General features: G+C 61.2%; 20 protein-coding genes. 10 read left to right on the top strand and 10 right to left on the bottom strand.

The window, feature by feature from the left end:
• The first annotated feature begins 50 nt into the window (after positions 1 to 50).
• From araD1 to BLU63_RS28860, 8 genes are all read left to right on the top strand, one after another.
• Positions 51 to 1,043 (top strand): AraD1 family protein, encoded by a 993-nt coding sequence (gene araD1 / locus BLU63_RS28890; protein WP_010459837.1) that lies wholly within the window; start codon positions 51 to 53, stop codon positions 1,041 to 1,043.
• A 10-nt stretch (positions 1,044 to 1,053) separates the two neighbouring features.
• Complete coding sequence (locus tag BLU63_RS28885) at positions 1,054 to 2,634, top strand: aldehyde dehydrogenase (NADP(+)) (protein WP_083376876.1); 1,581 nt, start codon at positions 1,054 to 1,056, stop codon at positions 2,632 to 2,634.
• Between the two features lie 200 nt (positions 2,635 to 2,834).
• Positions 2,835 to 3,131, top strand: a complete 297-nt coding sequence (locus BLU63_RS28880) for a DUF5629 family protein (RefSeq protein ID WP_083376875.1) — start codon at positions 2,835 to 2,837, stop codon at positions 3,129 to 3,131.
• A complete protein-coding gene (locus BLU63_RS28875) occupies positions 3,118 to 4,293 on the top strand; it encodes a lactonase family protein (RefSeq protein ID WP_083376874.1) in 1,176 nt (391 codons plus the stop codon). Before BLU63_RS28880 ends, BLU63_RS28875 begins: the two co-directional genes overlap by 14 nt.
• 156 nt (positions 4,294 to 4,449) lie before the next feature.
• Entirely contained in the window at positions 4,450 to 4,629 is a 180-nt protein-coding gene (locus BLU63_RS28870; protein WP_010459844.1) for a hypothetical protein, read from the top strand.
• A gap of 217 nt (positions 4,630 to 4,846) precedes the next feature.
• Complete coding sequence (locus BLU63_RS33580; protein WP_255311789.1) at positions 4,847 to 4,972, top strand: hypothetical protein; 126 nt, start codon at positions 4,847 to 4,849, stop codon at positions 4,970 to 4,972.
• A 115-nt stretch (positions 4,973 to 5,087) separates the two neighbouring features.
• Positions 5,088 to 5,300: a hypothetical protein gene (locus BLU63_RS28865; protein WP_010459849.1), complete on the top strand. Its 213-nt coding sequence runs from the start codon at positions 5,088 to 5,090 to the stop codon at positions 5,298 to 5,300.
• Positions 5,297 to 5,554 (top strand): hypothetical protein, encoded by a 258-nt coding sequence (locus BLU63_RS28860; protein ID WP_077749656.1) that lies wholly within the window; start codon positions 5,297 to 5,299, stop codon positions 5,552 to 5,554. Before BLU63_RS28865 ends, BLU63_RS28860 begins: the two co-directional genes overlap by 4 nt.
• 171 nt (positions 5,555 to 5,725) lie before the next feature.
• Here BLU63_RS28860 and BLU63_RS28855 read toward each other — a convergent pair whose 3' ends face one another.
• Genes BLU63_RS28855 through BLU63_RS28845 form a run of 3 tightly spaced genes read right to left on the bottom strand, consistent with a single transcriptional unit; the run spans position 5,726 to position 11,201 of the window.
• A complete protein-coding gene (locus BLU63_RS28855) occupies positions 5,726 to 6,322 on the bottom strand; it encodes a glutathione S-transferase (RefSeq protein ID WP_083376873.1) in 597 nt (198 codons plus the stop codon).
• Entirely contained in the window at positions 6,319 to 9,960 is a 3,642-nt protein-coding gene (locus tag BLU63_RS28850) for an AAA family ATPase (protein WP_083376872.1), read from the bottom strand. The genes BLU63_RS28855 and BLU63_RS28850 overlap by 4 nt, the downstream gene beginning before the upstream one ends.
• A complete protein-coding gene (locus BLU63_RS28845; RefSeq protein WP_010459857.1) occupies positions 9,957 to 11,201 on the bottom strand; it encodes an exonuclease SbcCD subunit D C-terminal domain-containing protein in 1,245 nt (414 codons plus the stop codon). Before BLU63_RS28845 ends, BLU63_RS28850 begins: the two co-directional genes overlap by 4 nt.
• Before the next feature lie 210 nt (positions 11,202 to 11,411).
• Here BLU63_RS28845 and BLU63_RS28840 point away from each other — a divergent pair, with 210 nt between their 5' ends.
• Entirely contained in the window at positions 11,412 to 12,995 is a 1,584-nt protein-coding gene (locus tag BLU63_RS28840; protein WP_083376871.1) for an ABC-F family ATP-binding cassette domain-containing protein, read from the top strand.
• Positions 12,996 to 13,001: 6 nt separating this feature from the next.
• Here the strand turns inward: BLU63_RS28840 and BLU63_RS28835 are convergent, their stop codons facing one another.
• The 7 genes from BLU63_RS28835 to BLU63_RS28805 form a co-directional block, all read right to left on the bottom strand.
• Complete coding sequence (locus BLU63_RS28835; RefSeq protein ID WP_083376870.1) at positions 13,002 to 14,639, bottom strand: BatD family protein; 1,638 nt, start codon at positions 14,637 to 14,639, stop codon at positions 13,002 to 13,004.
• On the bottom strand, positions 14,636 to 16,375 hold the full coding sequence (locus BLU63_RS28830) for a tetratricopeptide repeat protein (protein ID WP_083376869.1): 1,740 nt from the start codon (positions 16,373 to 16,375) through the stop codon (positions 14,636 to 14,638). Before BLU63_RS28830 ends, BLU63_RS28835 begins: the two co-directional genes overlap by 4 nt.
• On the bottom strand, positions 16,372 to 17,451 hold the full coding sequence (locus tag BLU63_RS28825; protein ID WP_083376868.1) for a vWA domain-containing protein: 1,080 nt from the start codon (positions 17,449 to 17,451) through the stop codon (positions 16,372 to 16,374). Before BLU63_RS28825 ends, BLU63_RS28830 begins: the two co-directional genes overlap by 4 nt.
• Positions 17,444 to 17,938 (bottom strand): DUF4381 domain-containing protein, encoded by a 495-nt coding sequence (locus BLU63_RS28820; RefSeq protein ID WP_010459865.1) that lies wholly within the window; start codon positions 17,936 to 17,938, stop codon positions 17,444 to 17,446. Before BLU63_RS28820 ends, BLU63_RS28825 begins: the two co-directional genes overlap by 8 nt.
• Entirely contained in the window at positions 17,935 to 18,879 is a 945-nt protein-coding gene (locus tag BLU63_RS28815; protein ID WP_010459867.1) for a DUF58 domain-containing protein, read from the bottom strand. The genes BLU63_RS28820 and BLU63_RS28815 overlap by 4 nt, the downstream gene beginning before the upstream one ends.
• Before the next feature lie 5 nt (positions 18,880 to 18,884).
• Positions 18,885 to 19,844: an AAA family ATPase gene (locus BLU63_RS28810; RefSeq protein ID WP_003218556.1), complete on the bottom strand. Its 960-nt coding sequence runs from the start codon at positions 19,842 to 19,844 to the stop codon at positions 18,885 to 18,887.
• 294 nt (positions 19,845 to 20,138) lie between these two features.
• On the bottom strand, positions 20,139 to 20,492 hold the full coding sequence (locus BLU63_RS28805) for a hypothetical protein (protein ID WP_010459880.1): 354 nt from the start codon (positions 20,490 to 20,492) through the stop codon (positions 20,139 to 20,141).
• 503 nt (positions 20,493 to 20,995) lie between these two features.
• Between BLU63_RS28805 and BLU63_RS28800 the strand changes: the two genes are divergently transcribed.
• Entirely contained in the window at positions 20,996 to 25,897 is a 4,902-nt protein-coding gene (locus BLU63_RS28800; protein ID WP_010459882.1) for an NAD-glutamate dehydrogenase, read from the top strand.
• The last annotated feature ends 4 nt before the right edge of the window (positions 25,898 to 25,901 follow it).

Below are 25,901 nucleotides of genomic sequence, written 5' to 3'. Positions count from 1 at the left end.
CTCCCACAGGGTGCAATGCCGCCTTCAAGATTGTTTACAGGAGAAAATCCATGCGTTTAGTGCAGTTCGAACTGAGTAACGGCGAGCGCCGGGTAGGCGTGGTCGAGGAGGGGCTGGTGCGCGAAGTGCAGGACGCGCGCACGGTCCGTGACCTGGCCCTGGCGGCAATCGAGGCGGGCGTCAATCTGCAGCAGCAGGTGAAAACCCTGGGCCTGGGCATCGGCCATGACTACGCGGAGCTGCTGGCGCAGCTGCGGATACTCCCTCCGCTGGATCACCCGGACCCGGCGCACATGCTGGTCAGCGGTACCGGCCTGACCCATCTGGGCAGCGCTTCGGCCCGCGACAAGATGCACCAGCAGGCCGGCGATGAAGCGGCAATGACCGACACCATGCGCATTTTCAAATGGGGTGTGGAGGGCGGTAAACCGGCGGCCGGGCAGGCCGGTGTGCAACCGGAGTGGTTCTACAAGGGCGACGGCAGCATCGTCGTGCGTCCGGGCCAGCCGTTCCCGCTGCCACCCTTTGCCGAAGACGCGGGTGAAGAGCCTGAACTCAGCGGCCTCTACGTCATCGGCCACGACGGTAAACCGTATCGCCTCGGTTTCGCGGTGGGCAACGAGTTCTCCGACCATGTGATGGAGCGCAAGAATTACCTCTACCTGGCGCATTCGAAATTGCGCAGTTGCAGCTATGGCCCGGAACTGCGGGTCGGCGAATTGCCGGCACATCTGGCTGGCACCAGCCGCATCCTGCGTGACGGTGAAGTGCTGTGGCAGAACGAGTTCCTCAGCGGCGAGGCCAACATGTGCCACAGCTTCGAGAACCTTGAGTACCACCATTTCAAGTACAGCCAGTTCTTGCGTCCGGGGGACGTGCACATTCATTTTTTCGGCACCGCGACCTTGTCCTTTGCCGACGGCATTCGCACCCGGGAGGGTGATGTGTTCGAGATCAGTCAGGCCGAGTTCGGCGCGCCTTTGATCAACGGGATCGCCCCGGTTGAAGCCGCTTTCGAGCCCGGCACCGTCGGCACCCTTTAAGGAGATACGCATGCCTCAGATTCTTGGTCACAACTACATCGGCGGTCAGCGCAGCGCGACTGGCACCGTCAAAATGCAAAGTGTTGATGCCAGCAGCGGCGAAGCCTTGCCTCATGATTTCTTCCAGGCAACGCCTGAGGAAGTCGATGCCGCCGCCAAGGCTGCCGCCGCCGCTTACCCGGCCTATCGCAGTCTGAGCGCGGAACGTCGCGCGCAATTTCTCGATGCGATTGCCGATGAACTCGACGCCTTGGGCGATGACTTTGTCGCGGTGGTCTGCCGCGAAACGGCATTGCCGGCCGGACGTATTCAAGGCGAGCGCGGGCGCACCAGCGGGCAGATGCGTCTGTTCGCCAAAGTGCTGCGTCGCGGCGATTTCTACGGCGCGCGAATTGATCTGGCAATGCCGGATCGCCAACCGCTGCCACGACCGGACCTGCGCCAATACCGCATCGGTCTTGGGCCTGTTGCGGTGTTCGGTGCGAGCAACTTTCCGTTGGCGTTCTCCACGGCGGGCGGCGACACCGCGTCGGCGCTGGCCGCCGGTTGCCCGGTGGTGTTCAAGGCTCACGGCGGCCACATGGCCACCGCCGAACTGGTCGCCGATGCGCTGATTCGCGCGGCGGAAAAAACCGGCATGCCGGCCGGCGTGTTCAACATGATCTACGGCGGCGGAGTCGGCGAAGCGCTGGTCAAACACCCGGCGATTCAGGCGGTCGGTTTTACCGGTTCGCTGAAGGGTGGCCGCGCCCTGTGCGACATGGCTGCCGCACGTCCACAACCGATCCCGGTGTTCGCCGAGATGTCGAGTATCAACCCGGTGATCGTGTTGCCGAAGGCATTGGCTGCTCGGGCCGACACCGTCGCCCGTGACCTGACCGCTTCGGTCGTGCAGGGATGCGGTCAGTTCTGCACCAATCCCGGTCTGGTCATCGGTATTCGCTCGCCGCAATTCACCGCGTTTGTGCAGCAGGTCGCGGGCCTCATCGGCGATCAGGCGGCGCAAACAATGCTCAATGCCGGGACGTTGAGCAGCTATGGCAACGGCCTGCAAAAACTCCTTGCTCACCCGGGCATTGAGCATCTGGCTGGCAATCCGCAGCAAGGCAATCAGGCGCAACCGCAGTTGTTCAAGGCTGACGTCAGCCTGCTGATCAATGGCGATGCAGTGCTGCAGGAAGAAGTGTTCGGCCCGACCACTGTGTTCGTCGAAGTGGCGGATCAGGCGCAACTCAGTGCCGCGTTGAACGGCCTGCACGGGCAGCTGACGGCGACGATCATTGGTGAGCCGGCGGACTTCGAACAGTTCGGCGAGCTGACGGCGTTGCTGGAACAAAAGGTCGGACGGATCCTGCTTAATGGCTATCCGACGGGCGTTGAAGTCTGCGACTCGATGGTCCACGGCGGGCCGTACCCGGCAACTTCCGATGCACGCGGCACGTCGGTCGGCACGTTGGCGATTGATCGATTCCTGCGGCCGGTGTGTTTCCAGAACTATCCCGACAGCCTGTTGCCGGAACCGCTGAAGAACGCCAACCCCCTGCGCATCCAGCGCCTGGTGGACGGCAAACCTTCCCGCGACGCCCTTTAACAGCTCACCGTAATCCCCGTGGGAGCGAGCCTGCTCGCGAAAGTGGTGCATCAGTCAACAACAATATCGACTGACACTCCGCATTCGCGAGCAGGCTCGCTCCCACAGTATTTTGTGTCGCCAGCATGTTGTATGAGCGACACAGACCCACCCTCACATTGAGCTATCATTGCGTCTTTCCCATTCAAAGATTGACTGCCATGACTGCCGTATCCGACACCTTGATCAACGCCCTCGAACACTGTGACATGCTGGAAATCGACGGGCTGCACGCCTTCGATTTTTCCCTCGATGAAGACGATAACCTGCACATCGAATGCATGGACGGCCGAGCACTCAAACGTTGGGAGTTCAGCATTGCGCAGATCACAGCGGCGACTTTCGATCCTGATTTGAAGAGCTGGATCATTACCGGCGATTCCGGTGAGCATCGACTAGTGCCTATGGACGCGTTCGGCGGTGGTGACGATGAGGAAGAAGGGAATGAGGATGCATAAGCTCTGGCCGCTGTTGATGGCCGGCAGCATCGGCGCGATGGGCATTGAAGCCGCGTCGGCCGACGACTATCAGTTGCTGGTCGGTTCCTACACGGCGGGGCAGAGCCAGGGGATTTATCGCCTGAACTTCGACAGCGCCACCGGGCAGATCAACCCCAAGCCGCTGCAAGTGGTCACCAGTGAAAACCCGTCCTGGCTGACCGTTTCCAAGGATCAGCAGCGTTTGTTCGTGGTCAATGAAAACGGCCCCGGCCAGAAAGACCCGGTCGGGCGCGTCAGCAGTTATTCAATCGATCCCAAGACCCATGCACTGAGCTTGATCAATCAGGTGCAGAGCCTGGGCAACGAGCCGACGCATTCGAGCCTCAGCGGTGAGGCCAGTCATTTGTTCGTCAGCAACTATTCAGTGGTTGAAGACCCGGGCGGCACGTTGGCGGTGTTGCCCGTGGGCGCCGACGGTAAGCTCCAGCCCGTGGTGCAGATGAGCAGTCACCCGTCGAGCCGGGTCAATCCCGAGCGGCAGATGTCGGCGCATGTGCATTCGACGGTTTCCTCGCCGGACGGCCAGTACGTGTTCTCCAATGACTTGGGCGCCGACAAGATCTTTGTCTACCGCTTCGATCCCAAGGCCAATCCGGAGCTACCGTTGACTGCCGCCACACCGGCGTCGGTCCAGTTGCCAGCCGGCAGCGGGCCGCGTCATTTGCTGTTCAGCGCCGATGGCAAACACGCCTGGCTGACCATGGAAATGAGCGCGCAGGTCGCGGTGTTCGATTACCAGAACGGCAAACTTGAGCAGACCCAGATGGTTGATCTGGCGGCGGGCCAGCCTGTTTCCGACAAGGCCGCCGCTGCGTTGCACGCCTCGGCCGATGGCAAGTTCCTTTACGTCAGCAACCGTGGCACCGCCAATCAGGTGCTGGTGTTTGCCATCGATCCTGCGACCGGCCATCTTCAGGAGCTACAACGTCGTTCGGTGGACGGTGATCACCCGCGCGAGTTCAGCCTCGACCCGAGTGGCCAGTTCTTGCTGATTGCCAACCAGAAGAGCAACCAGATTGTTGTGGTCGAACGCGATGCCAAGAGCGGTTTGTTGGGTAAAACCGTACAGAAACTGCCGATGGATGCCCCGAGCGACCTCAAGTTTCTGGTGCGTCAATAGGCCGCAGGCCCCGGTTGATGGGGCCTGCATCCTTGTATTAATGAGGCTGATATCTGCTAATGCTACAAAAGATTTCAAGGCGCCAACCCTCGAAGGTTAAGTTTGCTCCACGGCCCCATCGGGCAAACAAGCCAACTGAATCCGAGGAATACCGCCATGAACTTCAATCTCTTCTCCATCATCGCCGCTTCTGCCATCTCCGCCACCGTTGCTCTGCCAGCCAGCGCCAACGTTGAGATCAGCGACAAAAAATCCCACGCCCAGAGCTACACCCAGAAATACCTGCAACAGAGCGCCAACTTCTACGCGGCACTGGATCACAAGACCCAAGCCTGAAATTCAAGCCCTGCACCCTTTATGCAGGAGCGAAGTCACTTGCGCCGATCGATCGAAATACGTCGAACGTCGAACGTCGATGAGTGATGTCGCTCCTGCATAACGCGTTTACGACAGCATCACATTGCCATCAATGTATCGCTTGATATCACATAGCCATGCATTTAGATTTGACGTTGATTTTTTGACTCAACATCTAATAACAAGGATCGACAGCATGGCGATGCGTCTGGCAGTGGTTCTTCTGTTCCTCTATTCAACCCCCATTCTTTCGGCTGCTCAGCCCGTTTCCCAGGAGCCGGACGCGGCCCGCGAACGCTTGATGAGTTTTATTCAAGACTGAGATAGACGGGCTTAATGATCAATGAAGCTGATGGTGACTATGGAAAACCCTGAGTGGTTGTCACCGCTTTTTTGATCGATTCTGTGGGCACTTAAACATGCCCACGGAGAACACCATGGCCAGCTCAATCCTCACTTCTGCCAAATACGGCGCCTACCTGGCCATAGGTCTTTACGTGGCCCTGGTGCTGATTGTCAGCGTTTCGTCCAATTTGCAGCACACCTTTGAAGCGCCGGTTCAGGTCGCTTATCCCGCCATCCAGTTCGAACACCGTGCTCAAAGCGTCGTGGTCGATCAAGCCGCATCGGCGGGAGTGGCAGGGGCATGAAAGGCAGCAAACTCTGGGTCATTGCCTTCCTGGCATTCATGACCAATGGCGCTTCCCTGTTGGGGATAGGGCAGGGCTCGGCGGGTTCAGTTGCGCGGTCCATCGAAGCCAATCACAACCTGGCGCGTAATATTGAAACGGCGAAAGCTCTGGGTTTGCTGGCCGGCAATCCGCCCATGAAACGGCAAGACGATTTCTTCGGGCCGTTCCAGGTGGATTGCTCGGTAGTGGAGATGTGCGAGGTGTTCGCCTGAAAACGAGCGGCTATTGAGATCCATTGTGGCGAGGGCGTTTGTCGGAACGCCGCATCGCCCCGTTGGGCTGCGAAGCAGTCGTAAATCGGGCGACTCGGTGTGTCAGAAAGATTGAAGGGGGCTGCTTCGCACCCCAGCGGGAGCAAGCTCCCTCGCCACAGGGATTGTGCGTTACTTCTGCATCACGCCTACAAACAACTCTGACGCCAGAAACCGCTGCAACCACCCCTGCAACCGCACATAAGACGTCTGCCCGAACCACTCGCGATCGACATGGGCGAATTGCCGTATGAACGGCATCAACGCCACATCCGCCAGGCTCGGATGCGCCGCCAGCAGATACTCGCGTCCCTCCAGCAACACCTCCAGCTTGCGCAAGAACACCTCACCTTCAGCACGATAGGTGTCCATCGGCTGCTCGGGGTAACGCTCGGCGTACTTGTAGCGATTCAAATGCACCTTGAACACCTGATCGTTCTCTTCAATCAGCGCGGCGATGTGCCCCTGTCCGGCAGGATCACCCTTGAGCAACCAATCCTGCGGATCGTTCTGCGCCAAGGCCCAGTGCATGATCGCCAGGCTTTCATCGATGACTTGACCGTCGATACTCAGCACGGGGACCGTGCCCTTCGCCGACAGCGCAAGCATTTCGGCAGGTTTGGCTTTCAGGCTGACCTCGACAATCTGCACCGCTACGCCCGAATAGCGCAGGGCCATGCGCGCTCGCATGGCGTAAGGGCAGCGGCGGAACGAGTACAGCGTATTCATTTGACCTCCAGGGTACTCAAGCCATTGCCCTGGCGTTGGACCTGAATCTGCACCGGAATCCGCTCATGCATTTCCTGCACATGGGAAATCACCGCGACCTTGCGGCCCTGGGCTTGCAAGCCGTCGAGTGCGTCCATGGCCAGTTGCAGGGATTCCGGATCGAGGCTGCCGAAGCCTTCGTCGATGAACAGCGATTCGATTTTCAGTGTGCTCGAAGCCATCGACGCCAAACCGAGCGCCAGGGCCAACGACACCAGGAACGTCTCGCCGCCCGACAACGAATGCACCGAACGCAGCTCATCGCCCATCTCGGTGTCCATCACCAGCAACCCGAGCATGCTGCCGCCGCGTTTCAGGCGATAGCGCCGCACCAGTTGTCGCAGCTGTACGTTGGCGTGATGCACCAGCAAGTCGAGGTTGTAGGCTTGGGCGATCTTGCGGAAGGTGTCGCCGGTCGCCGAGCCGATCAACGCATTCAGGCGAGCCCAGCGTTGATACTCGCTGTAGGCGTCGGCGATCTGCTGCGCCAGGGCTTGGTTGGCGTTCTGCCGACGCTGATCCTCGGCCTGTTCGGCGCGCAGTTCGGCGCAACGGTGTTCGCTGGCGGCGAACAGGTTTTGCAGGTCTGTCAGTGCCGTGGCGAGTTGCTCGGCATCGAGATTGCCGTTGTGTTGCGCCTGATGATTGAGCAGGCGCTGGTCCCGTTCCTGCAATCGCACGTTGGCCTGTTCGATGGCTTTTTCGCTTTGCTGCAAGTGCTGCCGCAGTTCGCTGACGTGCTGGTCGTCGACGCTCAGCAGCGCTTCCAGTCCGCCATCGTCGAGCTCTGGATGCAAGGCGCGCCAGTCGGCGATCTTTGCGCTCAGTTCGCGGTCTTCGGTTTCCAGGGCCAGCAGGCGCTCTTGTCTGGCTTTGAGTTCAGCGGCCAGTTCGACTAACCGCGTGCGCACGGTTTGCAGTTCCTGATGGGCTGTTGCCTGGGCAGTGCGCGCCTGTTCGACGGCTTGATCCAGTTGCTGCTGCCAGTGTTCGGCGCTGCTGTGTTCGCCCAGCAATTGCGTCAACCGTTCCTGGCAAGCCTGTTGTTGCTCGGCGAGGATGGTGAATTGCTGCTGCGCCAATTCCAGTGCCTGGGCGCGGGCCAGTTGGCGGTCCTGTTCTTTTTCCAGTGTCTGCTGGCGTTGTTGCTGTTCGCCGAGCTCATCGCGTTGCTGTTCGAGCTGCTCCAGGCGCTGGGCGATCTGCCGGTCGAGTTGCATGAAGGTCGCGGCCGGTTCGTTGCGCAAGGCCTCCAGTGTCTCGGCCGGAAGCAGGGTACTGAAGGCGCTCAGCTCTTCGTCGAGACGCTGGCGATCACTGGCCAGCTCACGCTGCTGGTTACTCAAGTGCTGCGTCGCTTGCTGGCTAGTAGCCTCGGCGCTGCGCAGTTGCTGCTGAAGGCGAGCCGCATCTTGTTGCAGGGTGAGCAGGGCGGTCTGCCGTTGTTCATCCTGGGTGATGCTCTGGTTCAACTGGCTGTTTTGCTGCGCCAGCCAACTGTCGCGCTTGTTCGCGTCCTGAGCCAGCAGTTGCGTCGACAACGGATGGGCTTCGAGGCTCGGCGTCAGGCCTTGTTGCTGGCTGGCGAGTTGCTCCTGTTGCTGCAGCAGTTCTTTTTGCTGAGCAATCAAACCGCCGACTTCACCGCGCAAATCGGTGAGTTTCTCTTTCAGCAGGTCGACGGCCTTCTGCGCATTGGCCTGCTCGCTTTCATCGTGGCGACCGAGGCTTTGCAGCAACGCTTCGGGTTGATGATAGGGATGGTCGGGGCTGCCGCAGACCGGGCAGGGCTGATCGTCCTGTAGCTGTGCGCGCAGTTCTTCGACGCTGGCGCTGCGAGCCAGACGCTGACGCTCCAGCAGTTCGCGAGTGACGGTCAGGGTCTGTTCGGCGATGACCAACTCGTTCTTGGTCTTCACGCCGTCCTGGGTCAGGCGATCACGTTCCTGCTGGGCGCTGAGCTGGCGTTGCGTCAGCTCGGCGCTGCGCTTGTCGATCTCCTGCTGGCTGGCCCACAGCCGTGTCAGTTCTTCAAACGCCCGCAGTTGTTTGCGGTTGTCCTGCAACAAGTTGCCCAGTAACTGGATTTGTTCGGCCACGGCTTCCGGCTCGGCACCGGCTTCTTTGTAGAGCACTTCCAGATGCTGCTTTTGAGCCGTCAGTTCTTCGCCGGCGCGGGCGGCGCTTTGCTCCAGAGCCGCCAGTTCAGCCTGGCCCTTGTTCAAGCGATTACCGATCAACATCAGCTGTTGCAGGCGATCACGGTAGGCGTTCCACGCCTCGCTCAACGGTGCTAAATGCGTGCTTTGCTCAAGCTCCCCGGCAATCCGCTCCAGACGTGCAGCCACCTGTTTTTGTTGCTCGAGCAGGCCCTGAATCGTGTGCTGTCCTTGAGTGCTGGCCAGTTCCGCTTGTTGCTTGTGCTCTGCACTCACACTGGCGTCTTTGACCAGCCGAGCGAGGGTGCTTTGCTCTTCAAAGGCCTGGCGCAGCAACGGAGCTTTTTTCGTGTGCTGGCTTTGGGCGTCGACCAGCGCGGTCTGCGCAGCGCTCAAGCTCTGTTCGAGTTGCGCCTGCCGCTCGTTCAACTCGGCCTGCTGTTGGATGTGCTGCTGAATCTGCGCCGCCAGCGGGGTGAGCTGGGCGGTGAGTTCGGTCTTGCGGGCGAACTGGTGCCGTTGCGGGGCCAGTTGTTCCAGGCGCGTCAGCTTCAACCGGTCGCCAGCCAGGCTTTCCCAGTGCTGCTGGGCGCTGGTCAGCTGTTCGGTGGCGCTCTGTTGTTCGTCCTGCAATTGCCGCAGGTCTTTAAGCCAGGTGTGCTGCAATTCAAGCTGTTTGAGCTGCGCTTGCTGGGTCTTGAGTTGCTGCTGCGCTTCGTTGAAGCGCGCATCGAGTTCGGCTCGGGCTTCGGGGGCCAGCGGCGTCACCCCCGTGGCCTGATCCTGCAACAGCTTGTGCGCTTCACGCGCCTCTTTGGCTTTGTCGAAGGCGCGGCGACCGAGGCGGGTGTACAGCGCGGTATCGGTGAGCTTTTCCAGCAGTTCGCTGCGTTCGTTGTCGTTGGCCTTGAGGAAGGCACTGAACTCGCTCTGGGCCAGCAGCACGGCGCGGGTGAACTGTTCGAAGTTCAGGCCCAGCACGGCTTCGAGCTGGGTTTTGAACTCGACTTTCTGACTGGCCAGCAACTGATCCTGATCGATGTCGCGCAGGCTCTGACGACTGGCTTGCAGCTTGCCGCCGGCCTTTTCGCGAGCGCGATTGGCTTCCCAGCGAGCACGGTAACGACGGCCATCGATGCCGACGAAATCCACCTCGGCATACCCTTCGCCGGTGCCACGCCGCAGCAAGGTGCGCGGGTCGCCGGTGCTGATTTCGCCATCGGCGTCCGGTGCCTTGGCCGACACCTGAGCGTTGCTCAATCGCGGAACGGCGCCAAACAGCGCGAGACACAAGGCGTCGAGCAAGGTGCTTTTGCCCGCGCCGGTCGGCCCGGTGATCGCGAACAGGCCGGCACTCGCCAGCGGTTCAGCGGTAAAGTCGATTTCAAAGGGCCCGGCCAGCGAGGCGAGGTTTTTCAGGCGGATCGCGAGGATCTTCATGGTTGTTCGCTCTCCATCTGCACGTCCTGCAACAGCTCGGCAAAGTCTTTCAGCGTTTGCTCATCGACCTCGCTGCCGTAGCTGTCCTGCCAGGCACGACTGAACAATTCCTGCGGCGTGAGCTGGTCCAGTTCGATCAACGTGGTGCCATCTTCGACACCCTCGCGACTGCCGTTGCCGGCATATTCGGCGGCGATGCGCACCAGGCGCACGGCTTTGCCTTGAAGGGCGCTTTCAACCTGGTGACGCAAGTCGGGTTGTGGTTCGTCGAGACGCACCCGCACTTCCAGCCATGGCTGGCGCTGGATATCGGCCAGCAAATCGATGTTCGGCAGGTCGGCCAGTTGCAAGAGAATCTCGGCCAGCGGTGCCGGGCCGATGCGTTGCAGGTTGACCGCACGGGGAATCAGTTTCGGCTCGACGCTGACCAGGGTTTCGCCGTCGAGCGTGACGTCGAGAATCTGATGCTGATAGCCGATTTCCGAGAACGACAATGGAATCGGCGAGCCGCTGTAGCGGATGCGCTCTTCACCGTTGACCTTCTGCGGCTTGTGTAAATGCCCCAGCGCGACGTAGCTGATGCTCGGCCCGAACAGGCTGGCGGGCAGGGCTTCGGCATTGCCGATGATCAGGCTGCGCTCGGAGTCTTCCGACACGGAACCACCGGCCATGTGCGCATGACTGATCGCAATCAGCGCCTGGCCAGGCTTGCGCTTGGCATTGGCCGCCTCGATCAGCCATTCATGAACCTGACCGATGCCGCGCAAGTAGTTGTCACCCAACTGCGCGCCGGTCACTTCGGCCGGGCGCAAAAACGGCAGCGCCAGGCACCAACCGGCGATTTCCCCGCTGGCATCCGGCAACGGCAACAACAGCCGCTCGGCATCCAGTTGACCGTCGTCGAGCCACAGCACGCGGCCAAGCGCATGGGTGCGCAAACGCCGCATCAACGGCGCCGGCAATTCGATCCGCGAGCCGGAGTCGTGGTTGCCGGCGATGATGACGATGGTCAGCAGCGGTTGCTGCTCGTGGGCGCTGACGATGAATTCATAGAGGCGTTCCTGGGCTTTGACCGGCGGGTTGACCGTGTCGAAGATATCGCCGGCAATCAACAGCACATCAGGCTGGTCCAGCTTCAGCTGGCGTAGCAGCCATTCGAGAAAGCAGGCGTGCTCGAAATCGCGGTCCTGGCCGTGCAGGTTTTGCCCAAGGTGCCAGTCGGAGGTGTGAAACAGACGCAAGGCGTACTCCGTAGGAAATAAGGTGATGGCCGCGTGGAAATTGATGGCGGCGAAAGGGGAGAGAGTTTAATGGCAAAAGACCGGGGGATGCTGAAAGCTTTAAACGATTGCCTATCGATTGTGTGGGATTTCAGTATGGTAGGCAGTCGCAGTGACGAGACGGATGCTGTAGCGCACCACCAGGGAGTTTTGAATAGTTAAGGAGACGTCATGACCCAACGATTACTTCAACTTGATCAAGTGTCGTACAACCTGCCCGATGGGCGCGTTCTGTTCGATCACTTGAATCACACCTTTAACTCCAGGGCCACTGGCATCGTGGGTGCCAATGGCTGCGGAAAGTCGTTGCTTGGCCGCCTGCTGACGGGGCAACAATGTCCCACCAACGGTATCGTCCGTCGCGAAGGTCAGGTCTATGCCGTGGCGCAGTTATTGGAGCCCGAGCGCTATCCCACCGTTGCCGCGCTGGCCGGTGTCGACTTAATTCTGGCGGCGCTTGATCGCATCGCCCAGGGCAGCGTCGACGAGGATGACCATGCGTTAGCGGTCGATCAATGGGATTGCGCCACACGCCTTGAGGCGGAGCTGGAGAAGATCGGCCTGGGCCATTTGAATGCCGACTCGCACACCGACGTCCTTAGTGGGGGCGAGCGGCAGCGGGTCGCGCTGCTGGGGGCGTGGTTGTCTCGGGCCGACTGGCTCATTCTGGATGAGCCCAGCAACCACTTGGATATTGATCAGCAACACAAGCTTGCGCAGCAGATCGATCGCTGGCCCAGCGGCCTGGTGTTGATCAGTCATGACCGGGGCCTTCTGGAGCACGTGAACGAAATTGTCGAGCTTTCGCCATTGGGGTTGGCGGCCTATGGCGGCAACTACAGTCAATATGTGGCGGCGCGCGAGCAGGAACAGCAGTCGTTCCAGTCGGCATTGCAAGGCGAGCGGGCACAGGCCAAGCGCGAGCAACGTGAGATGGCCGTGCAGATGGAGCGTCAGCAACGGCGTAATGCGCGCGGCGACCGTCAGGCCCGCGACGGCAATCAGGCCAAGTTGATCACCAACGCCCAGAAAGAACGCAGTGAAAACAGTCAGGGAAAATTGCGCCTCAATCAGCAAGTGGCCCGGGAGCAGCAACAACAACGTATTGCCGAAGCCCGGGCGCGGTGTGCGCCGGATATCCAGCGCATGATGCTGTCCCCGGAAAGCGTGGTGCCCGATGGCAAGCTGATTGTGCAGCTCAACGACGTCATTCTGCCGTTCGGTCACACGGCGCCGGTCAATCTGACGCTGACCGGGCCTATGCGCATGGCAATCCTCGGCGCCAACGGTAGCGGTAAGTCGACCTTGTTGCAGGTGATCGCCGGCCAGTTGGCGGTTCGCGAAGGCGAAGTCATACGCACCTGTCATGTCGGCTGGCTGGATCAACACGCCGGGTTGCAGCACCCCGAGCGCACGGCGGTGCAATGGCTCTACGAGAGCAATCCGGAGTTGCCCGAAGCCGAGGCGCGAACCCGGTTGGCGCAGATGGGCATTGATGCGGATCGAGCGACGCTCAAGACCAGTCAGTTGAGTGGTGGCGAACGCCTGAAAATAGCCCTGGCGGCGCAGTTGTATGCACTGCGGCCACCGCAGTTACTGTTGCTGGACGAGCCGGACAACCATCTGGACTTGCCCAGCAAAGTAGCGCTGGAACAGATGCTCAATCAGTTTCAGGGCGCGTTGATCGTCGTCTCTCACGACAGCGCTTTTTTACAGGCCATTCATCTGGACGCCGAGTTTCATCTCAACAGTTAGAGGTCGTTACTTCGGATACAACGGCGGCAGGCCACTGTCACCCACCGGATCCTGAACCCGTTCGGCAATCGGGATCGCTTTGATCGCCCGCCACAGTTCTTCGCCTTGCCAGTGCTGGCCGGTTTCGCTGTAGAGCGCGCCGTTCAAGCCGTCCAGTGCGTCGGACAGTGGCACGAAGCGGGCGGCCATGTCGGCGAGGGTTTCCGGTTGTTGCCGGGCCCAGGCGTCGAGGGCCTGGCGGGTGGCGTGGGGATCGTTGGCCTGGCAGGCGCGCTTGAGTTCGTCGAGGACGGTGCGTGGGCTCGGGCCGGTCTGCGCGGCGCGCAGCACGGCGGGTTGCCAGCGGCCACGCCACCAGAGACCGAAACCGAGCAGGGTGGTGCAGGCCAGGATCAGGGTGCTGAGTTTCCAGCGCCAAAGGGTTTCGCTGTCGGCTGCGGACATGACCGACGGCGTGCCAGCCGGAGTATCGACCACCAGGCTCGGATTACTCGCCACTTGCAGGCTTCGGGCCGGCAGGCTGCTGTGTTCCAGGTGATCTTCGAAGGTGTTCCACCAGACCACTTCCACCGCAGGCAACTCGATGGCGCCACTGCGGCCCGGCACCAGCGCTTCGCGCTCTTCACGACTGCCGATCAGGCCGCGCTCGGTGCTTTGGTTGCTCAGCACCGGTTGGTCCGGGTAACGGCGCAGGCCGTTGACGTCGGTGGCGGGCAGCGGCGGCAGTTGGGAACTGGCCAGGCCTTCGGCCTTCAAGGTCAGGCTACGAGTCAGCGAATCACCCGCCTGCGCATGGTCCGGCTCCGGGTTCCAGCTTTCGCTCAGGCTCAGGCTGCGGGCCGGCAACCAGGGCAGGTCGGCAGGGTAGGTAATGGGTTTGGCCTTGACCGTCAGCAGAATCGGAGTGGAGCTGACACGCATCAGTTTCCCGGACTTCGGCGCCTGGGTGGCGTCCTGGGTGGGTTGGGTGTCGACGAGCGTGGCACTGAAAATCTGCGCCGGAATGGTCAATTCGCCGCTGTGTTGCGGGTAGATCGCATAGCGCATTTCAATCACGCCATGACGCAGGCCGTTGATGGCTTTCTCGTAAGTGCGCGACTCGCCCAGTTGTTCGATGCGCGCGTCGGGAATCTGCAACGGAGTCAGGCTGCTGTCGTCGTACAGCGACACCGAATGATAGATGCGTAAAGTCAGAATGGCCTGGGCCTGCACATAAACACTGGACTGGTCGAGGCTCGCGTCGATAAACACCGGGGCCAGTTTGTTCGCGGTGTCCTGGGTTTCGCTTTCGACCACTTGCACGGTAATCGGCTGGCTCTGCACCTCGCCCAGTTGCAGCGGGGGAATCGTCACGCTGCCGTTTTCCTTGGGCAGCAAGGTGATGATCCAGCGCGTGGTAGCGCGGTTATCGCCGTTCAGGGTGGTCAGTTGGTTGACCTGGCGGGTGCCACGCACTTCGAACAGCGGTTCCAGCGGTGCCAGGTCAGGCTTGCCGAATTGGGTGACGTCGTTGGATTCCAGGGTCAGTTCGACCGTCTCGCCGGAGTTCAGGCGACTGCGATCGACACTGGCGACCAGCGCCGCCGCCTGAGCCTGGACGGTGCTGAGCAGCAGGGCGAGCATGAAAAGGGTGAAGCGGGTCATCGCGTTTTTTCCTGATCCTGATGTTGTTGCTGTTCGTACCAGAATTTGCGCCTGAGCAATTCGCCCGGGTCATCGGGGATCTTGCGCAGCCATTGCTCCAGCGCCTGACGCTGTTCGCCGTCGATATTGTCGCTGGCCGGCCGCATCGGTGGTGTGGTGCTTTGCTCGTCCCCCAACTCGCTGCCCGGGACTTCATTGGCGCCCGGTTTCGGCGGTGTTGTGGCCTGTTGCCCGGCGTCCGGCGTGGTCTGCCCGGCGTCGGACTTCGGTGGATTGTTGTCCGCGGGCTGTGTGGCGGCACCCGGTGGCGTTTCTTGCTCGGTGTCCTTGGTCTCGTCATCGGCGGATTTCTGCGGCTCAACCGGTGGCGGTGCGTTTTTCTGCTTGAGCAGACTTTCTACCAGTGCTTTGTTGGTCTGCGCGGGGCGCAGATCAGGCTGGCGTTCCAGCGCCTGATCGTAAGCGTCCAGCGCCGCTTCCAGCTCACCGCTTTTGGCCAGGGCATTGCCACGATTGTAGTGGGCGTGGGCATCGTTGCCCTCGGCGAACCGCTGGGCGGCGCCGCTGTAGTCGCCGGCCTCATACAGCGCGACGCCTTGCCACTGCGGATCCTCAAAATGCTGCGAAGCCTTCGCCGGATGGCCTTGCCTGAGCAGATGCAGGCCCCGTTGATCGGGGCGCAACCACAAGTCTTCAAAGTCGAAGGCATAGCTCGGTTGCGGCAACAGGAACAGTAAAGGCAGGCAGAACAACCAGCCACGGCGACCTGCACACGCCGCCAGCAGCAACAGCGGCAGCAGCAGCCAGTAACCCTGATCGGCCCAGGTGTCCAGGCGCAAGGTCTGGCCGTCGTTGCGCAGGGTGCGTGGACCGTCAAGCAGGCCGAGCCCGCGCAGGTCGGTATCGCCCAGTCGCGCTGGGCGATAGCGTCCGCCAAGCTCGTTGGCAAAAGCTTTCAGGCTTGGACTGTCCAGGTACGGCACAAGGATCGCGCCCTGGTCGTCCTTGAGAAAACTGCCGTCCTCCTGTGCGACCGGTGCGCCTTCGGCGGTGCCGATGCCGAGCATCAGGAACTGCGTCGATTTTCGATCCAGTGCCTGGCGAATGCCTTCACGTTCCAGGTCCGTCAGGGTGGAACCGATCAACAGGATCCGGCCTTCACCCAATCCCCCCTGACTCAGCAGTGCCAGGGCCTTGGTCACAGCGAGGTCCGCGCGATGGCCGGCTTCGGGCATCAGCGACGGCTTGAGCGCATCGAGCAGATTACGGCTGGTCGACAGGTCATCCGACAGAGGCACCAGGGTGTGGGCGCTGCCGGCGTAAACGACGATTGCAGTCTGGGCGTCGCTGCGCACTTGCAGCAGGTCCAACAGTTTGCGCCGGGCCTGTTCGAGTCGGTTCGGCGCAACGTCGGTGGCGAGCATTTCCGGGGTCAGCTCAAGCACGACCACCAGCGGGTCGGCGGGCTTCTGACTGATTTGCTCGACGCGCTGCCAACTCGGCCCCAACAAGGCCAGGACGGTCAGTATCCAAGCCAGGCCGAGGACGACCCACGGCAGTTTGCTGTCGCGCCCGCTTCCACCGCTCAGCAAAGCAGCGTGGAAGGCCGGTGGCAGGATCATCTGCCAGCGCCCGGCGCGTTTTTGTCGATGCCAGAGTTGCCAGAGCAGCCAGCCCAGCAGCGGCAACAACAGCAACCACCAGGGGCGGAACCAGTACGGCCACAGCGCACTCATCGGCGCCTCCGCAGGCGCAGGCGTTTGAGCCGCTGGCGCCAGTCAGGCAATTGCGTTTGCAAAAACAGGTCCTTGGTAAAGAACCGTTGCAGCGGGTTGTCCGGCCAACGCTCGCGCACCACCAACAACATGCTCAACAACAATGCCAGCGCCAAAGGCCAGTGATACAGCGCCTGCGCCGGGCGGGCCTGGGTCGGCTGTTGGGTCACGGGCTCAAGTGTGTCGAGGGTGTCCTTGATCGTTTGCAGCTCTTTGCCATCGTGGGCGCGGAAGTACTGACCGCCGGTGACTTGGGCGATGGCCATCAACGCCGGTTCATCCAGATCCAGGCTCGGATTGACCCCCAGGAACCCCAAGGTGCCGCTTTGCTCCGGGTCAGCGCCGATGCCGATCGGGTAGATTTTCACGCCTTCCTTGGCCGCCAGGCGCGCCGCCGTGAGCGGGTCGATTTCACCGCCATTGTTGGCGCCATCCGTGACCAGGATCAACACACGGCTCTGGGCCGGACGCATGCGCAGGCGCTTAATCGCCAGGCCGATGGCATCACCGATTGCCGTGTTCTTGCCGGCGATACCGATTCGCGCTTCGTCGAGCCACACGCGCACGGTGTGCCGGTCGAACGTCAAGGGCGCTTGCAGGTAAGCCTGGCTGCCGAACAGGATCAGGCCGACACGGTCACCGTCGCGACTTTCAAGGAAGTCACCGAGCAAGTGCTGAACCAGCGACAGTCGACTGACGTCTTCGTCCTGCCACTGCATGTCGGGGAAATCCATGGAGCCGGACACGTCCACGGCCACCAGCAGATCGCGACCACTGGCGGCAATCGGCAGGGGATCGCCCAGCCATTGCGGGCGCGCCGCCGCTATCAGCAGCAACAGCCACAACAGAATGAACGGTGCTTGCTGGCGCCAGGCCGGCAGGTTGGCGCGCGCACGGCGGCGGGCGAGGCCTTCGAGGTCATTGAGGAAACTGACCTTGAGCGCCGGTTCGCCACTGTCGGCCACCGGCAGCAGGACGCGCATCAACCAGGGCAGCGGCAGCAGGGCAAAGATCCACGGCCAGGCGAACTCAAACATGTTTGCGAATCCAGGTATCGACGGCTTGAGTGAGGCCGGCGATGGCCTTGTCGTCGAGTTTGCATTCGGGTTTGTAGGCGCCTTCGACCAGCACCATCCAGCGGGTCAGACCGGCGGCCGGGCAGCGGTTGTCGAGGAACGCCAGCCATTTGCGCCCGTTGAGGGTGTGGCTCTGGCTGTAGGGGTAATGGTTGCGGCACAGGCGTTTGAGCAACCCATTGAGTTGTTGCAGCCAGGCGCCGGCCGGTGCGCCGTCGTAGGGCTTTGGCATCCGCGCCAATTCGGCGAGTGCGGCGATGCGCACCGGGTCCAGCGGTTGTTCGGCACGGACGATCGGGCGCTTGTTCGGAATGAATCGCCGCGCCTTCCACAGGCCGAAACCGATCAGCGGCAGCAACAACAGCAACAGCCACCAGCCGGGCGCGGGGGGCCAGAACTCGATGGGCGGCGGGGTAATCAGCGGTTGCAGTTGATCGAGGCTGCTCATCGACCTTTCCCCGGTTTCTGTGGGTTGAGGTACTCGCGCAGTTGCTCGACCATCTCGCTCTGGGTGCTCAGCGGCATCAGCAATACCCGCAGCTTTTGCGCGAGCAATTCCCAGCGGGCGATGCGCGCTTCGGCCTGGGCGCGGTAGGTCTGGCGCAGGTCGAAATTCAGGGTGTCGAGTTCCAGTTGCGCGCCACGTTCAACGAAACGAAGCAGCCCGGCGGCGGGCAGGGCGTGGTCCAGCGGATCGGACAGCGGCAACAGCAACAGGTCGCAATGGCGCGACAACAGGCTCAGTTGCTGTTCCGAACCTTCGGTCAAGGCGCGTTCATCGCAGATCACAATCACCAGGCTGCCGGGGCGCAGCACCTCCCGTGCACGACGCAGGGCCATGTTGAGGGAATCGCGGTTCTGTTCGCTTTCGGTGTGCAGCGACTGATTGACCCGCACCAGACGGTTAAGCAGTTGCAGCAGGCTTTGTTTGCTGCGCCGGGGTTTGATTTCGTAGTGCTCGTTGTCGCCGAACACCAGCCCGCCGACCCGGTCGTTATGGCCAAGGGCCGCCCAGCCAATCAGGCTCGCTGCCTGAGCGGCCAGCACTGATTTGAACATCAGCCCCGAACCGAAAAACAGCCGACGGCTTTGCTCGACCATGATGAAAATCGGTCGCTCGCGTTCTTCGTGAAACAGCTTGGTGTGGGGCTCCTGGGTGCGGGCGGTAACGCGCCAGTCGATGGTGCGCACGTCGTCGCCGGCCTGATAAACCCGCACCTGATCGAAGTCCACACCACGGCCGCGCAGTTTGGAGTGGTGCAGGCCGATCAGGGGGCTGCGCTGGCTCGGCGTGGAAAACAGCTGCACTTCGCGCACGCGATGGCGCATCTCGATCAGCTCGGCGAGGCTGACGCGGATGCCCGGCTCGGGCGGAAGGAGGGCGTTCATGGGGGTCAAGCGACGGCTACGACGTCGAGAATCCGCTGGACCACCCGGTCCTGATCGATGCCAGCGGCTTCGGCTTCAAAGGACAGAATGATGCGGTGGCGCAATACGTCGAACAGCACGGCCTGGATGTCTTCCGGGCTGACGAAGTCGCGACCGGCCAGCCAGGCATGGGCCCGGGCACAGCGATCGAGGGCAATCGAACCGCGAGGACTGGCGCCATAGGCGATCCACTCGGCCATCTCCGGGTCGAACTTGGCCGGGGTGCGCGTGGCCATGACCAGTTGCACCAGGTATTCCTCCACGGCGTCGGCCATGTACAGGCCGAGGATTTCCTTGCGTGCGGCAAAAATCGCCTGCTGGCTGACCCGGCGCTCGGGCTTGGTTTCGCCGTTCAGGGCTTCGCCACGGGCCTGTTGCAGGATGCGGCGTTCGACGGCGGCGTCCGGGAAACCGATTTTCACGTGCATCAGGAAGCGGTCGAGCTGGGCTTCCGGCAGGGGATAGGTGCCCTCCTGCTCAATCGGGTTTTGCGTGGCCATCACCAGAAACAGCGGTGACAGCTCGTAAGTGCTGCGCCCGACACTGACCTGGCGCTCGGCCATGGCTTCCAGCAATGCCGATTGAACCTTGGCCGGGGCGCGGTTGATTTCGTCCGCCAGCACCAGGTTATGGAAGATCGGGCCCTGCTGGAACACGAAGCTGCCGGTTTCCGGGCGATAGATTTCCGTGCCGGTGATGTCGGCCGGCAGCAGGTCGGGGGTGAACTGGATGCGATGGAACTGGGCTTCGATGCCTTCGGCGAGTTCTTTGATGGCCTTGGTCTTGGCCAGCCCCGGGGCGCCCTCGACCAGCATGTGGCCGTCGGCGAGCAAGGCGATGAGCAAGCGCTCGATGAGTTTTTCCTGGCCGAGAATCTGCGTTGAAAGAAAGGTTCGCAGCGCTAGCAGCGCTTCACGATGTTCCATCGATGACTGTTCCTGGAAAGGGTGACCGAAGACGTTCGAATAACGCCAGGGCTGGGGGCGTTACTTTAATCCATCGCGGGGGGCGGCGACTAACGGCATTTTGTGCAAAGTGCGGGAATTGATGGGTGAAATTGTTGGAAATTTGTAGGCGAGGGACAGGGTGGTGATCTGGCTGGCCTCATCGCGAGCGGGCTCGCTCCCACAGGTGACCGGGTTCTCACATGAAAATACGATCAAATGTGGGAGCGAGCCTGCTCGCGATGAGGCAGGTTCAGGCACCCGAGATTCCGAGGCTTAGAGCTGGCTTATATAGGTACCGGTGCCTTTAAGGATGTTCTGCAAGGTCTCTTCCACTTCCGCCAGATCCTGCGCATCGGTGCCGTGCAGGATTTCCAGCGAGTCTTCGCCATCGAGCACATCGATGTCCGCAGCGGCGATTTCGATCAGCAGGCGGTCAGGGCTGAGGGTGACTTTCACACCGTTGAGGGCCGAAGGTTTGTCGTGGAAGATGATCTCCAGCTCATCCTCGTCCGGAAAGCGGCTCATCAGGAACATTTCGCCCTCGACGCTGTTGCAGCAGAGCATGGCCAAGTTGTCTTCTTCTTCGTCGCACGGGTTGACGATCAAGAGGTCAGTTGTCATTTGCATGGGAAAATCCTGGCTCGGCGAGCGTGGTGAACGTAACAAAAGGCAATTCTGCCAGCCCCGGGGAATTTCTGCTCGCCTGAGTGTCAGATCATGTGTCGTGAACACTTGGAGTGTTACTGGTCATTTCTGGTACGGATGTGCCGCAAAACCGGGGATAAAGCGCCCGTTTTCCTGCACGACTGCTAGTGTTGTTCGAGGCGCATGTCGTGAGCTGCGTACCGATGACCGAATATGTCGCAGCGCCGCAAGCACAGGCCTTGCCGCACTCGTTAAGCTGCGCATCGAATGGATATCCGTAAAGACAGTGTGCAATTCATCGCACAGGCGTTTTTGCCGATACCCCTTCATGGAAGGTGAATGTGACCTGAGTGTCTCGTCCAGCTTCACCCACCTGTCACCCTGTTTCCTCTGCCCGAGAATCAGGAACAGGGTGACGGATCGCCCCGAAAGGGGTTTTGCACGCGACGCTTCCATCAATAACAAGCCCAAGCGGAGTACCACAGATGGCGTTCTTCACCGCAGCCAGCAAAGCCGACTTCCAGCACCAACTGCAAGCGGCACTGGCCCAGCACATCAGTGAACAGGCACTGCCACAAGTGGCGCTGTTCGCTGAACAATTCTTCGGCATCATTTCCCTGGACGAGCTGACCCAGCGTCGGTTGTCCGACCTCGCCGGCTGCACCCTTTCTGCGTGGCGCCTGCTTGAGCGCTTCGATCACGCGCAACCGCAAGTGCGCGTCTACAACCCGGATTACGAACGCCACGGCTGGCAGTCGACCCACACCGCGGTCGAAGTGCTGCACCACGACCTGCCATTTCTGGTGGACTCGGTGCGTACCGAGCTGAACCGTCGCGGCTACAGCATTCACACCCTGCAAACCACTGTGCTGAGCGTGCGTCGCGGCAGCAAGGGCGAGCTGCTGGAAATCCTGCCGAAAGGCACCCAGGGCGAAGGCATTCTGCAAGAATCGCTGATGTACCTGGAAATCGACCGCTGCGCCAACGCGGCCGAGCTTAATGTCCTGACCAAAGAGCTGGAGCAGGTTCTCGGTGAAGTCCGCGTCGCGGTCACCGATTTCGAACCGATGAAAGACAAGGTCCAGGAAATTCTCTCCGGCCTGGACAACAGCCAGTACGCCGTCGATCCAGAAGAAAAAGCCGAAATCAAAAGCTTCCTGGAATGGCTGGTGGGCAACCACTTCACATTCCTGGGCTATGAAGAGTTCGTGGTTCGCGATGAAGTCGACGGTGGTCACATCGTCTACGACCAGGATTCCTTCCTGGGCCTGACCAAACTGCTGCGCACCGGCCTGACCTACGATGACCTGCGCATCGAAGACTACGCCGTGAACTACCTGCGTGAACCGACCCTGCTGTCGTTCGCCAAGGCTGCGCACCCAAGCCGTGTACACCGTCCGGCTTACCCGGATTACGTGTCGATCCGCGAAATTGACGCCGACGGCAAAGTCATCAAGGAATGCCGTTTCATGGGCCTGTACACCTCTTCGGTGTATGGCGAGAGCGTGCGGGTCATTCCGTACATCCGCCGCAAGGTCGAAGAAATCGAACGCCGTTCCGGCTTCCAGCCCAAGGCTCACCTGGGCAAGGAACTGGCGCAGGTGGTCGAAGTGCTGCCGCGTGACGATCTGTTCCAGACGCCGGTGGACGAGCTGTTCAGCACCGTGATGTCGATCGTGCAGATCCAGGAGCGCAACAAGATTCGCGTGTTCCTGCGCAAAGACCCGTATGGCCGTTTCTGCTACTGCCTGGCCTACGTGCCGCGCGACATCTACTCCACCGAAGTGCGCCAGAAGATCCAGCAAGTGCTGATGGATCGCCTGAAAGCCTCGGACTGCGAGTTCTGGACCTTCTTCTCCGAGTCCGTGCTGGCACGCGTGCAACTGATTCTGCGCGTCGATCCGAAGAACCGTCTCGACATCGACCCGGTCCTGCTGGAAAAAGAAGTGGTCCAGGCCTGCCGCAGCTGGCAGGACGACTACGCCAGTCTGGTAGTCGAAAGCTTCGGCGAAGCCCACGGCACCAACGTGCTGGCTGACTTCCCGAAAGGCTTTCCAGCCGGTTACCGCGAGCGTTTCGCTGCCCATTCGGCCGTGGTCGACATGCAGCACCTGCTGAGCCTGACCGAAAAAAATCCGCTGGTGATGAGCTTCTATCAACCACTGGGCCAGGTGTCTGGTCAGCGCGAATTGCACTGCAAGCTGTATCACGCCGATACACCGCTGGCGCTGTCCGACGTGTTGCCGATCCTGGAAAACCTCGGTCTGCGCGTGTTGGGTGAATTCCCGTATCGCCTGCGCCACAACAGTGGCCGCGAGTTCTGGATTCACGACTTCGCGTTCACCGCCGCTGAAGGCCTGGAACTCGACATCCAGCAACTCAACGACACCTTGCAGGACGCCTTCGTCCACATCGTGCGTGGCGATGCCGAGAACGATGCGTTCAACCGCCTGGTGCTGACCGCCGGCCTGCCTTGGCGCGATGTGGCGCTGTTGCGTGCCTACGCCCGTTACATGAAGCAGATTCGACTGGGCTTCGACCTGGGTTACATCGCCAGCACCCTGAACAACCACACCGACATCGCTCGCGAGTTGACCCGGTTGTTCAAGACCCGTTTCTACCTGGCGCGCAAGCTGACCAGCGACGATCTGGAAGACAAGCAGCAACGCCTGGAACACGCGATCATTACCGCGCTGGACGAAGTCCAGGTGCTCAACGAAGACCGTATCCTGCGTCGCTACCTGGACCTGATCAAGGCCACGCTGCGGACCAACTTCTACCAGACCGATGCGAACGGCAAGAACAAGTCCTACTTCAGCTTCAAGTTCAACCCGCACCAGATTCCAGAGCTGCCCAAGCCCGTACCGAAGTTCGAAATCTTCGTTTACTCGCCACGCGTCGAAGGCGTGCACCTGCGCTTCGGCAACGTCGCTCGCGGTGGTCTGCGCTGGTCTGACCGTGAAGAAGACTTCCGTACCGAAGTGCTGGGCCTGGTAAAAGCCCAGCAAGTGAAGAACTCGGTCATCGTGCCAGTGGGCGCCAAGGGCGGCTTCCTGCCGCGTCGTCTGCCACTGGGCGGCAGCCGAGACGAGATCGCGGCCGAGGGCATCGCCTGCTACCGCATCTTCATTTCGGGTCTGTTGGACATCACCGACAACCTGAAGGACGGTGCGCTGGTTCCGCCGGCCAACGTCGTGCGTCATGACGACGATGACCCGTACCTGGTGGTCGCTGCGGACAAGGGCACTGCCACCTTCTCCGACATCGCCAACGGTATTGCCATCGACTACGGCTTCTGGCTCGGCGATGCATTCGCATCGGGCGGTTCTGCCGGTTACGACCACAAGAAGATGGGCATCACCGCCAAAGGCGCGTGGGTGGGCGTTCAACGTCACTTCCGCGAGCGCGGCATCAATGTCCAGGAAGACAGCATCACCGTGGTGGGCGTCGGCGACATGGCCGGTGACGTGTTCGGTAACGGCTTGTTGATGTCCGACAAGCTGCAACTGGTCGCAGCCTTCAACCACTTGCACATCTTCATTGACCCGAACCCGGAGCCGGCCAACAGCTTCGCCGAACGTCAGCGCCTGTTCGACCTGCCGCGCTCGGCCTGGTCGGATTACGACACCAGCATCATGTCCGAAGGCGGCGGGATCTTCTCCCGCAGCGCGAAAAGCATCGCGATTTCCCCGCAGATGAAAGAGCGCTTCGACATCCAGGCGGACAAACTGACCCCGACCGAACTGCTGAATGCCTTGCTCAAGGCACCGGTAGACCTGTTGTGGAACGGCGGTATCGGCACCTACGTCAAAGCCAGCACCGAAAGCCACGCCGATGTCGGCGACAAGGCCAACGATGCACTGCGCGTGAACGGCAACGAACTGCGCTGCAAAGTGGTGGGCGAGGGCGGTAACCTCGGTATGACCCAACTGGGTCGTGTCGAATTCGGCCTCAATGGCGGCGGTTCCAACACCGACTTCATCGACAACGCCGGTGGCGTGGACTGCTCCGACCACGAAGTGAACATCAAGATCCTGCTGAACGAAGTGGTTCAGGCCGGTGACATGACCGACAAGCAACGTAACCAGTTGCTGGCGAGCATGACCGACGAAGTCGGCAACCTGGTGCTGGGCAACAACTACAAGCAGACCCAGGCCCTGTCCCTGGCGGCGCGTCGTGCCTTGCCGCGGATCGCTGAATACAAGCGCCTGATGAACGATCTGGAAGGTCGCGGCAAGCTGGATCGCGCCATCGAGTTCCTGCCGGCCGAAGAAGCCATCAACGAGCGCGTCGCTGCAGGCCATGGCCTGACCCGTGCCGAGCTGTCGGTGCTGATCTCCTACAGCAAGATCGACCTCAAGGAAGCGCTGCTCAATTCCCAGGTGCCGGACGACGATTACCTGACGCGTGACATGGAAACCGCTTTCCCGCCAAGCCTGGTGAGCAAGTTTTCCCAAGCCATGCGCCGTCACCGTCTGAAGCGCGAAATCGTCAGCACCCAGATCGCCAACGATCTGGTCAACCACATGGGTATTACCTTCGTTCAACGACTCAAAGAGTCGACCGGCATGAGCCCGGCGAACGTGGCCGGTGCTTATGTGATCGTGCGTGACATCTTCCATCTCCCGCATTGGTTCCGTCAGATCGAATCCCTGGATTATCAGGTTTCCGCCGACGTGCAACTGGAGCTGATGGACGAGCTGATGCGCCTGGGCCGTCGCGCCACGCGCTGGTTCCTGCGTGCCCGTCGCAACGAGCAGAACGCTGCCCGTGACGTTGCGCACTTCGGTCCGCACCTCAAGGAGCTGGGGCTGAAGCTCGACGAACTGCTCAGTGGCGAGATCCGCGACACCTGGCAGGCCCGCTATCAGGCGTACGTCGAAGCCGGTGTGCCGGAGTTGCTCGCACGCATGGTGGCTGGCACTTCGCACTTGTACACCCTGCTGCCGATCATCGAGGCCTCCGACGTGACCGGCCAGAACCCTGCAGACGTGGCCAAGGCCTACTTCGCCGTGGGCAGCGCGCTGGACATCACCTGGTACCTGCAACAGATCAGCGCTCTGCCGGTTGAAAACAACTGGCAGGCCCTGGCCCGTGAAGCGTTCCGTGATGACGTCGACTGGCAGCAACGTGCGATCACCATCTCCGTCCTGCAACAGGGCGACGGCACTCAGGACGTGGAAACCCGCCTGGCGCTGTGGATGGAAGAGCACGAAGGCATGATCGAACGCTGGCGCGCCATGCTGGTGGAAATCCGTGCCGCCAGCGGCACCGATTACGCCATGTACGCGGTGGCCAACCGTGAGTTGCTGGACCTGGCGTTGAGCGGGCAAGCGGTAGTGCCTGCGCCTGTCACAGCAGCTGCGGAGCTGGAACCGGCTGCCTGATCGG

Source organism: Pseudomonas mandelii (genome assembly GCF_900106065.1).
Lineage (GTDB): Bacteria > Pseudomonadota > Gammaproteobacteria > Pseudomonadales > Pseudomonadaceae > Aquipseudomonas > Aquipseudomonas mandelii.
The sequence above is the reverse complement of the archived record's forward strand: the minus strand, read 5'-3'. Positions and strand labels throughout refer to the sequence as shown.

What these genes read in the sequence shown, in the direction of transcription:
- araD1 (WP_010459837.1), top strand. Translation starts at nt 51, where the DNA reads ATGCGTTTAGTGCAGTTCGAACTGAGTAACGGCGAGCGCCGGGTAGGC.
- BLU63_RS28885 (WP_083376876.1), top strand. Translation starts at nt 1,054, where the DNA reads ATGCCTCAGATTCTTGGTCACAACTACATCGGCGGTCAGCGCAGCGCG.
- BLU63_RS28880 (WP_083376875.1), top strand. Translation starts at nt 2,835, where the DNA reads ATGACTGCCGTATCCGACACCTTGATCAACGCCCTCGAACACTGTGAC.
- BLU63_RS28875 (WP_083376874.1), top strand. Translation starts at nt 3,118, where the DNA reads ATGAGGATGCATAAGCTCTGGCCGCTGTTGATGGCCGGCAGCATCGGC.
- BLU63_RS28870 (WP_010459844.1), top strand. Translation starts at nt 4,450, where the DNA reads ATGAACTTCAATCTCTTCTCCATCATCGCCGCTTCTGCCATCTCCGCC.
- BLU63_RS33580 (WP_255311789.1), top strand. Translation starts at nt 4,847, where the DNA reads ATGGCGATGCGTCTGGCAGTGGTTCTTCTGTTCCTCTATTCAACCCCC.
- BLU63_RS28865 (WP_010459849.1), top strand. Translation starts at nt 5,088, where the DNA reads ATGGCCAGCTCAATCCTCACTTCTGCCAAATACGGCGCCTACCTGGCC.
- BLU63_RS28860 (WP_077749656.1), top strand. Translation starts at nt 5,297, where the DNA reads ATGAAAGGCAGCAAACTCTGGGTCATTGCCTTCCTGGCATTCATGACC.
- BLU63_RS28855 (WP_083376873.1), bottom strand. Translation starts at nt 6,322, where the DNA reads ATGAATACGCTGTACTCGTTCCGCCGCTGCCCTTACGCCATGCGAGCG.
- BLU63_RS28850 (WP_083376872.1), bottom strand. Translation starts at nt 9,960, where the DNA reads ATGAAGATCCTCGCGATCCGCCTGAAAAACCTCGCCTCGCTGGCCGGG.
- BLU63_RS28840 (WP_083376871.1), top strand. Translation starts at nt 11,412, where the DNA reads ATGACCCAACGATTACTTCAACTTGATCAAGTGTCGTACAACCTGCCC.
- BLU63_RS28835 (WP_083376870.1), bottom strand. Translation starts at nt 14,639, where the DNA reads ATGACCCGCTTCACCCTTTTCATGCTCGCCCTGCTGCTCAGCACCGTC.
- BLU63_RS28830 (WP_083376869.1), bottom strand. Translation starts at nt 16,375, where the DNA reads ATGAGTGCGCTGTGGCCGTACTGGTTCCGCCCCTGGTGGTTGCTGTTG.
- BLU63_RS28825 (WP_083376868.1), bottom strand. Translation starts at nt 17,451, where the DNA reads ATGTTTGAGTTCGCCTGGCCGTGGATCTTTGCCCTGCTGCCGCTGCCC.
- BLU63_RS28820 (WP_010459865.1), bottom strand. Translation starts at nt 17,938, where the DNA reads ATGAGCAGCCTCGATCAACTGCAACCGCTGATTACCCCGCCGCCCATC.
- BLU63_RS28815 (WP_010459867.1), bottom strand. Translation starts at nt 18,879, where the DNA reads ATGAACGCCCTCCTTCCGCCCGAGCCGGGCATCCGCGTCAGCCTCGCC.
- BLU63_RS28810 (WP_003218556.1), bottom strand. Translation starts at nt 19,844, where the DNA reads ATGGAACATCGTGAAGCGCTGCTAGCGCTGCGAACCTTTCTTTCAACG.
- BLU63_RS28805 (WP_010459880.1), bottom strand. Translation starts at nt 20,492, where the DNA reads ATGCAAATGACAACTGACCTCTTGATCGTCAACCCGTGCGACGAAGAA.
- BLU63_RS28800 (WP_010459882.1), top strand. Translation starts at nt 20,996, where the DNA reads ATGGCGTTCTTCACCGCAGCCAGCAAAGCCGACTTCCAGCACCAACTG.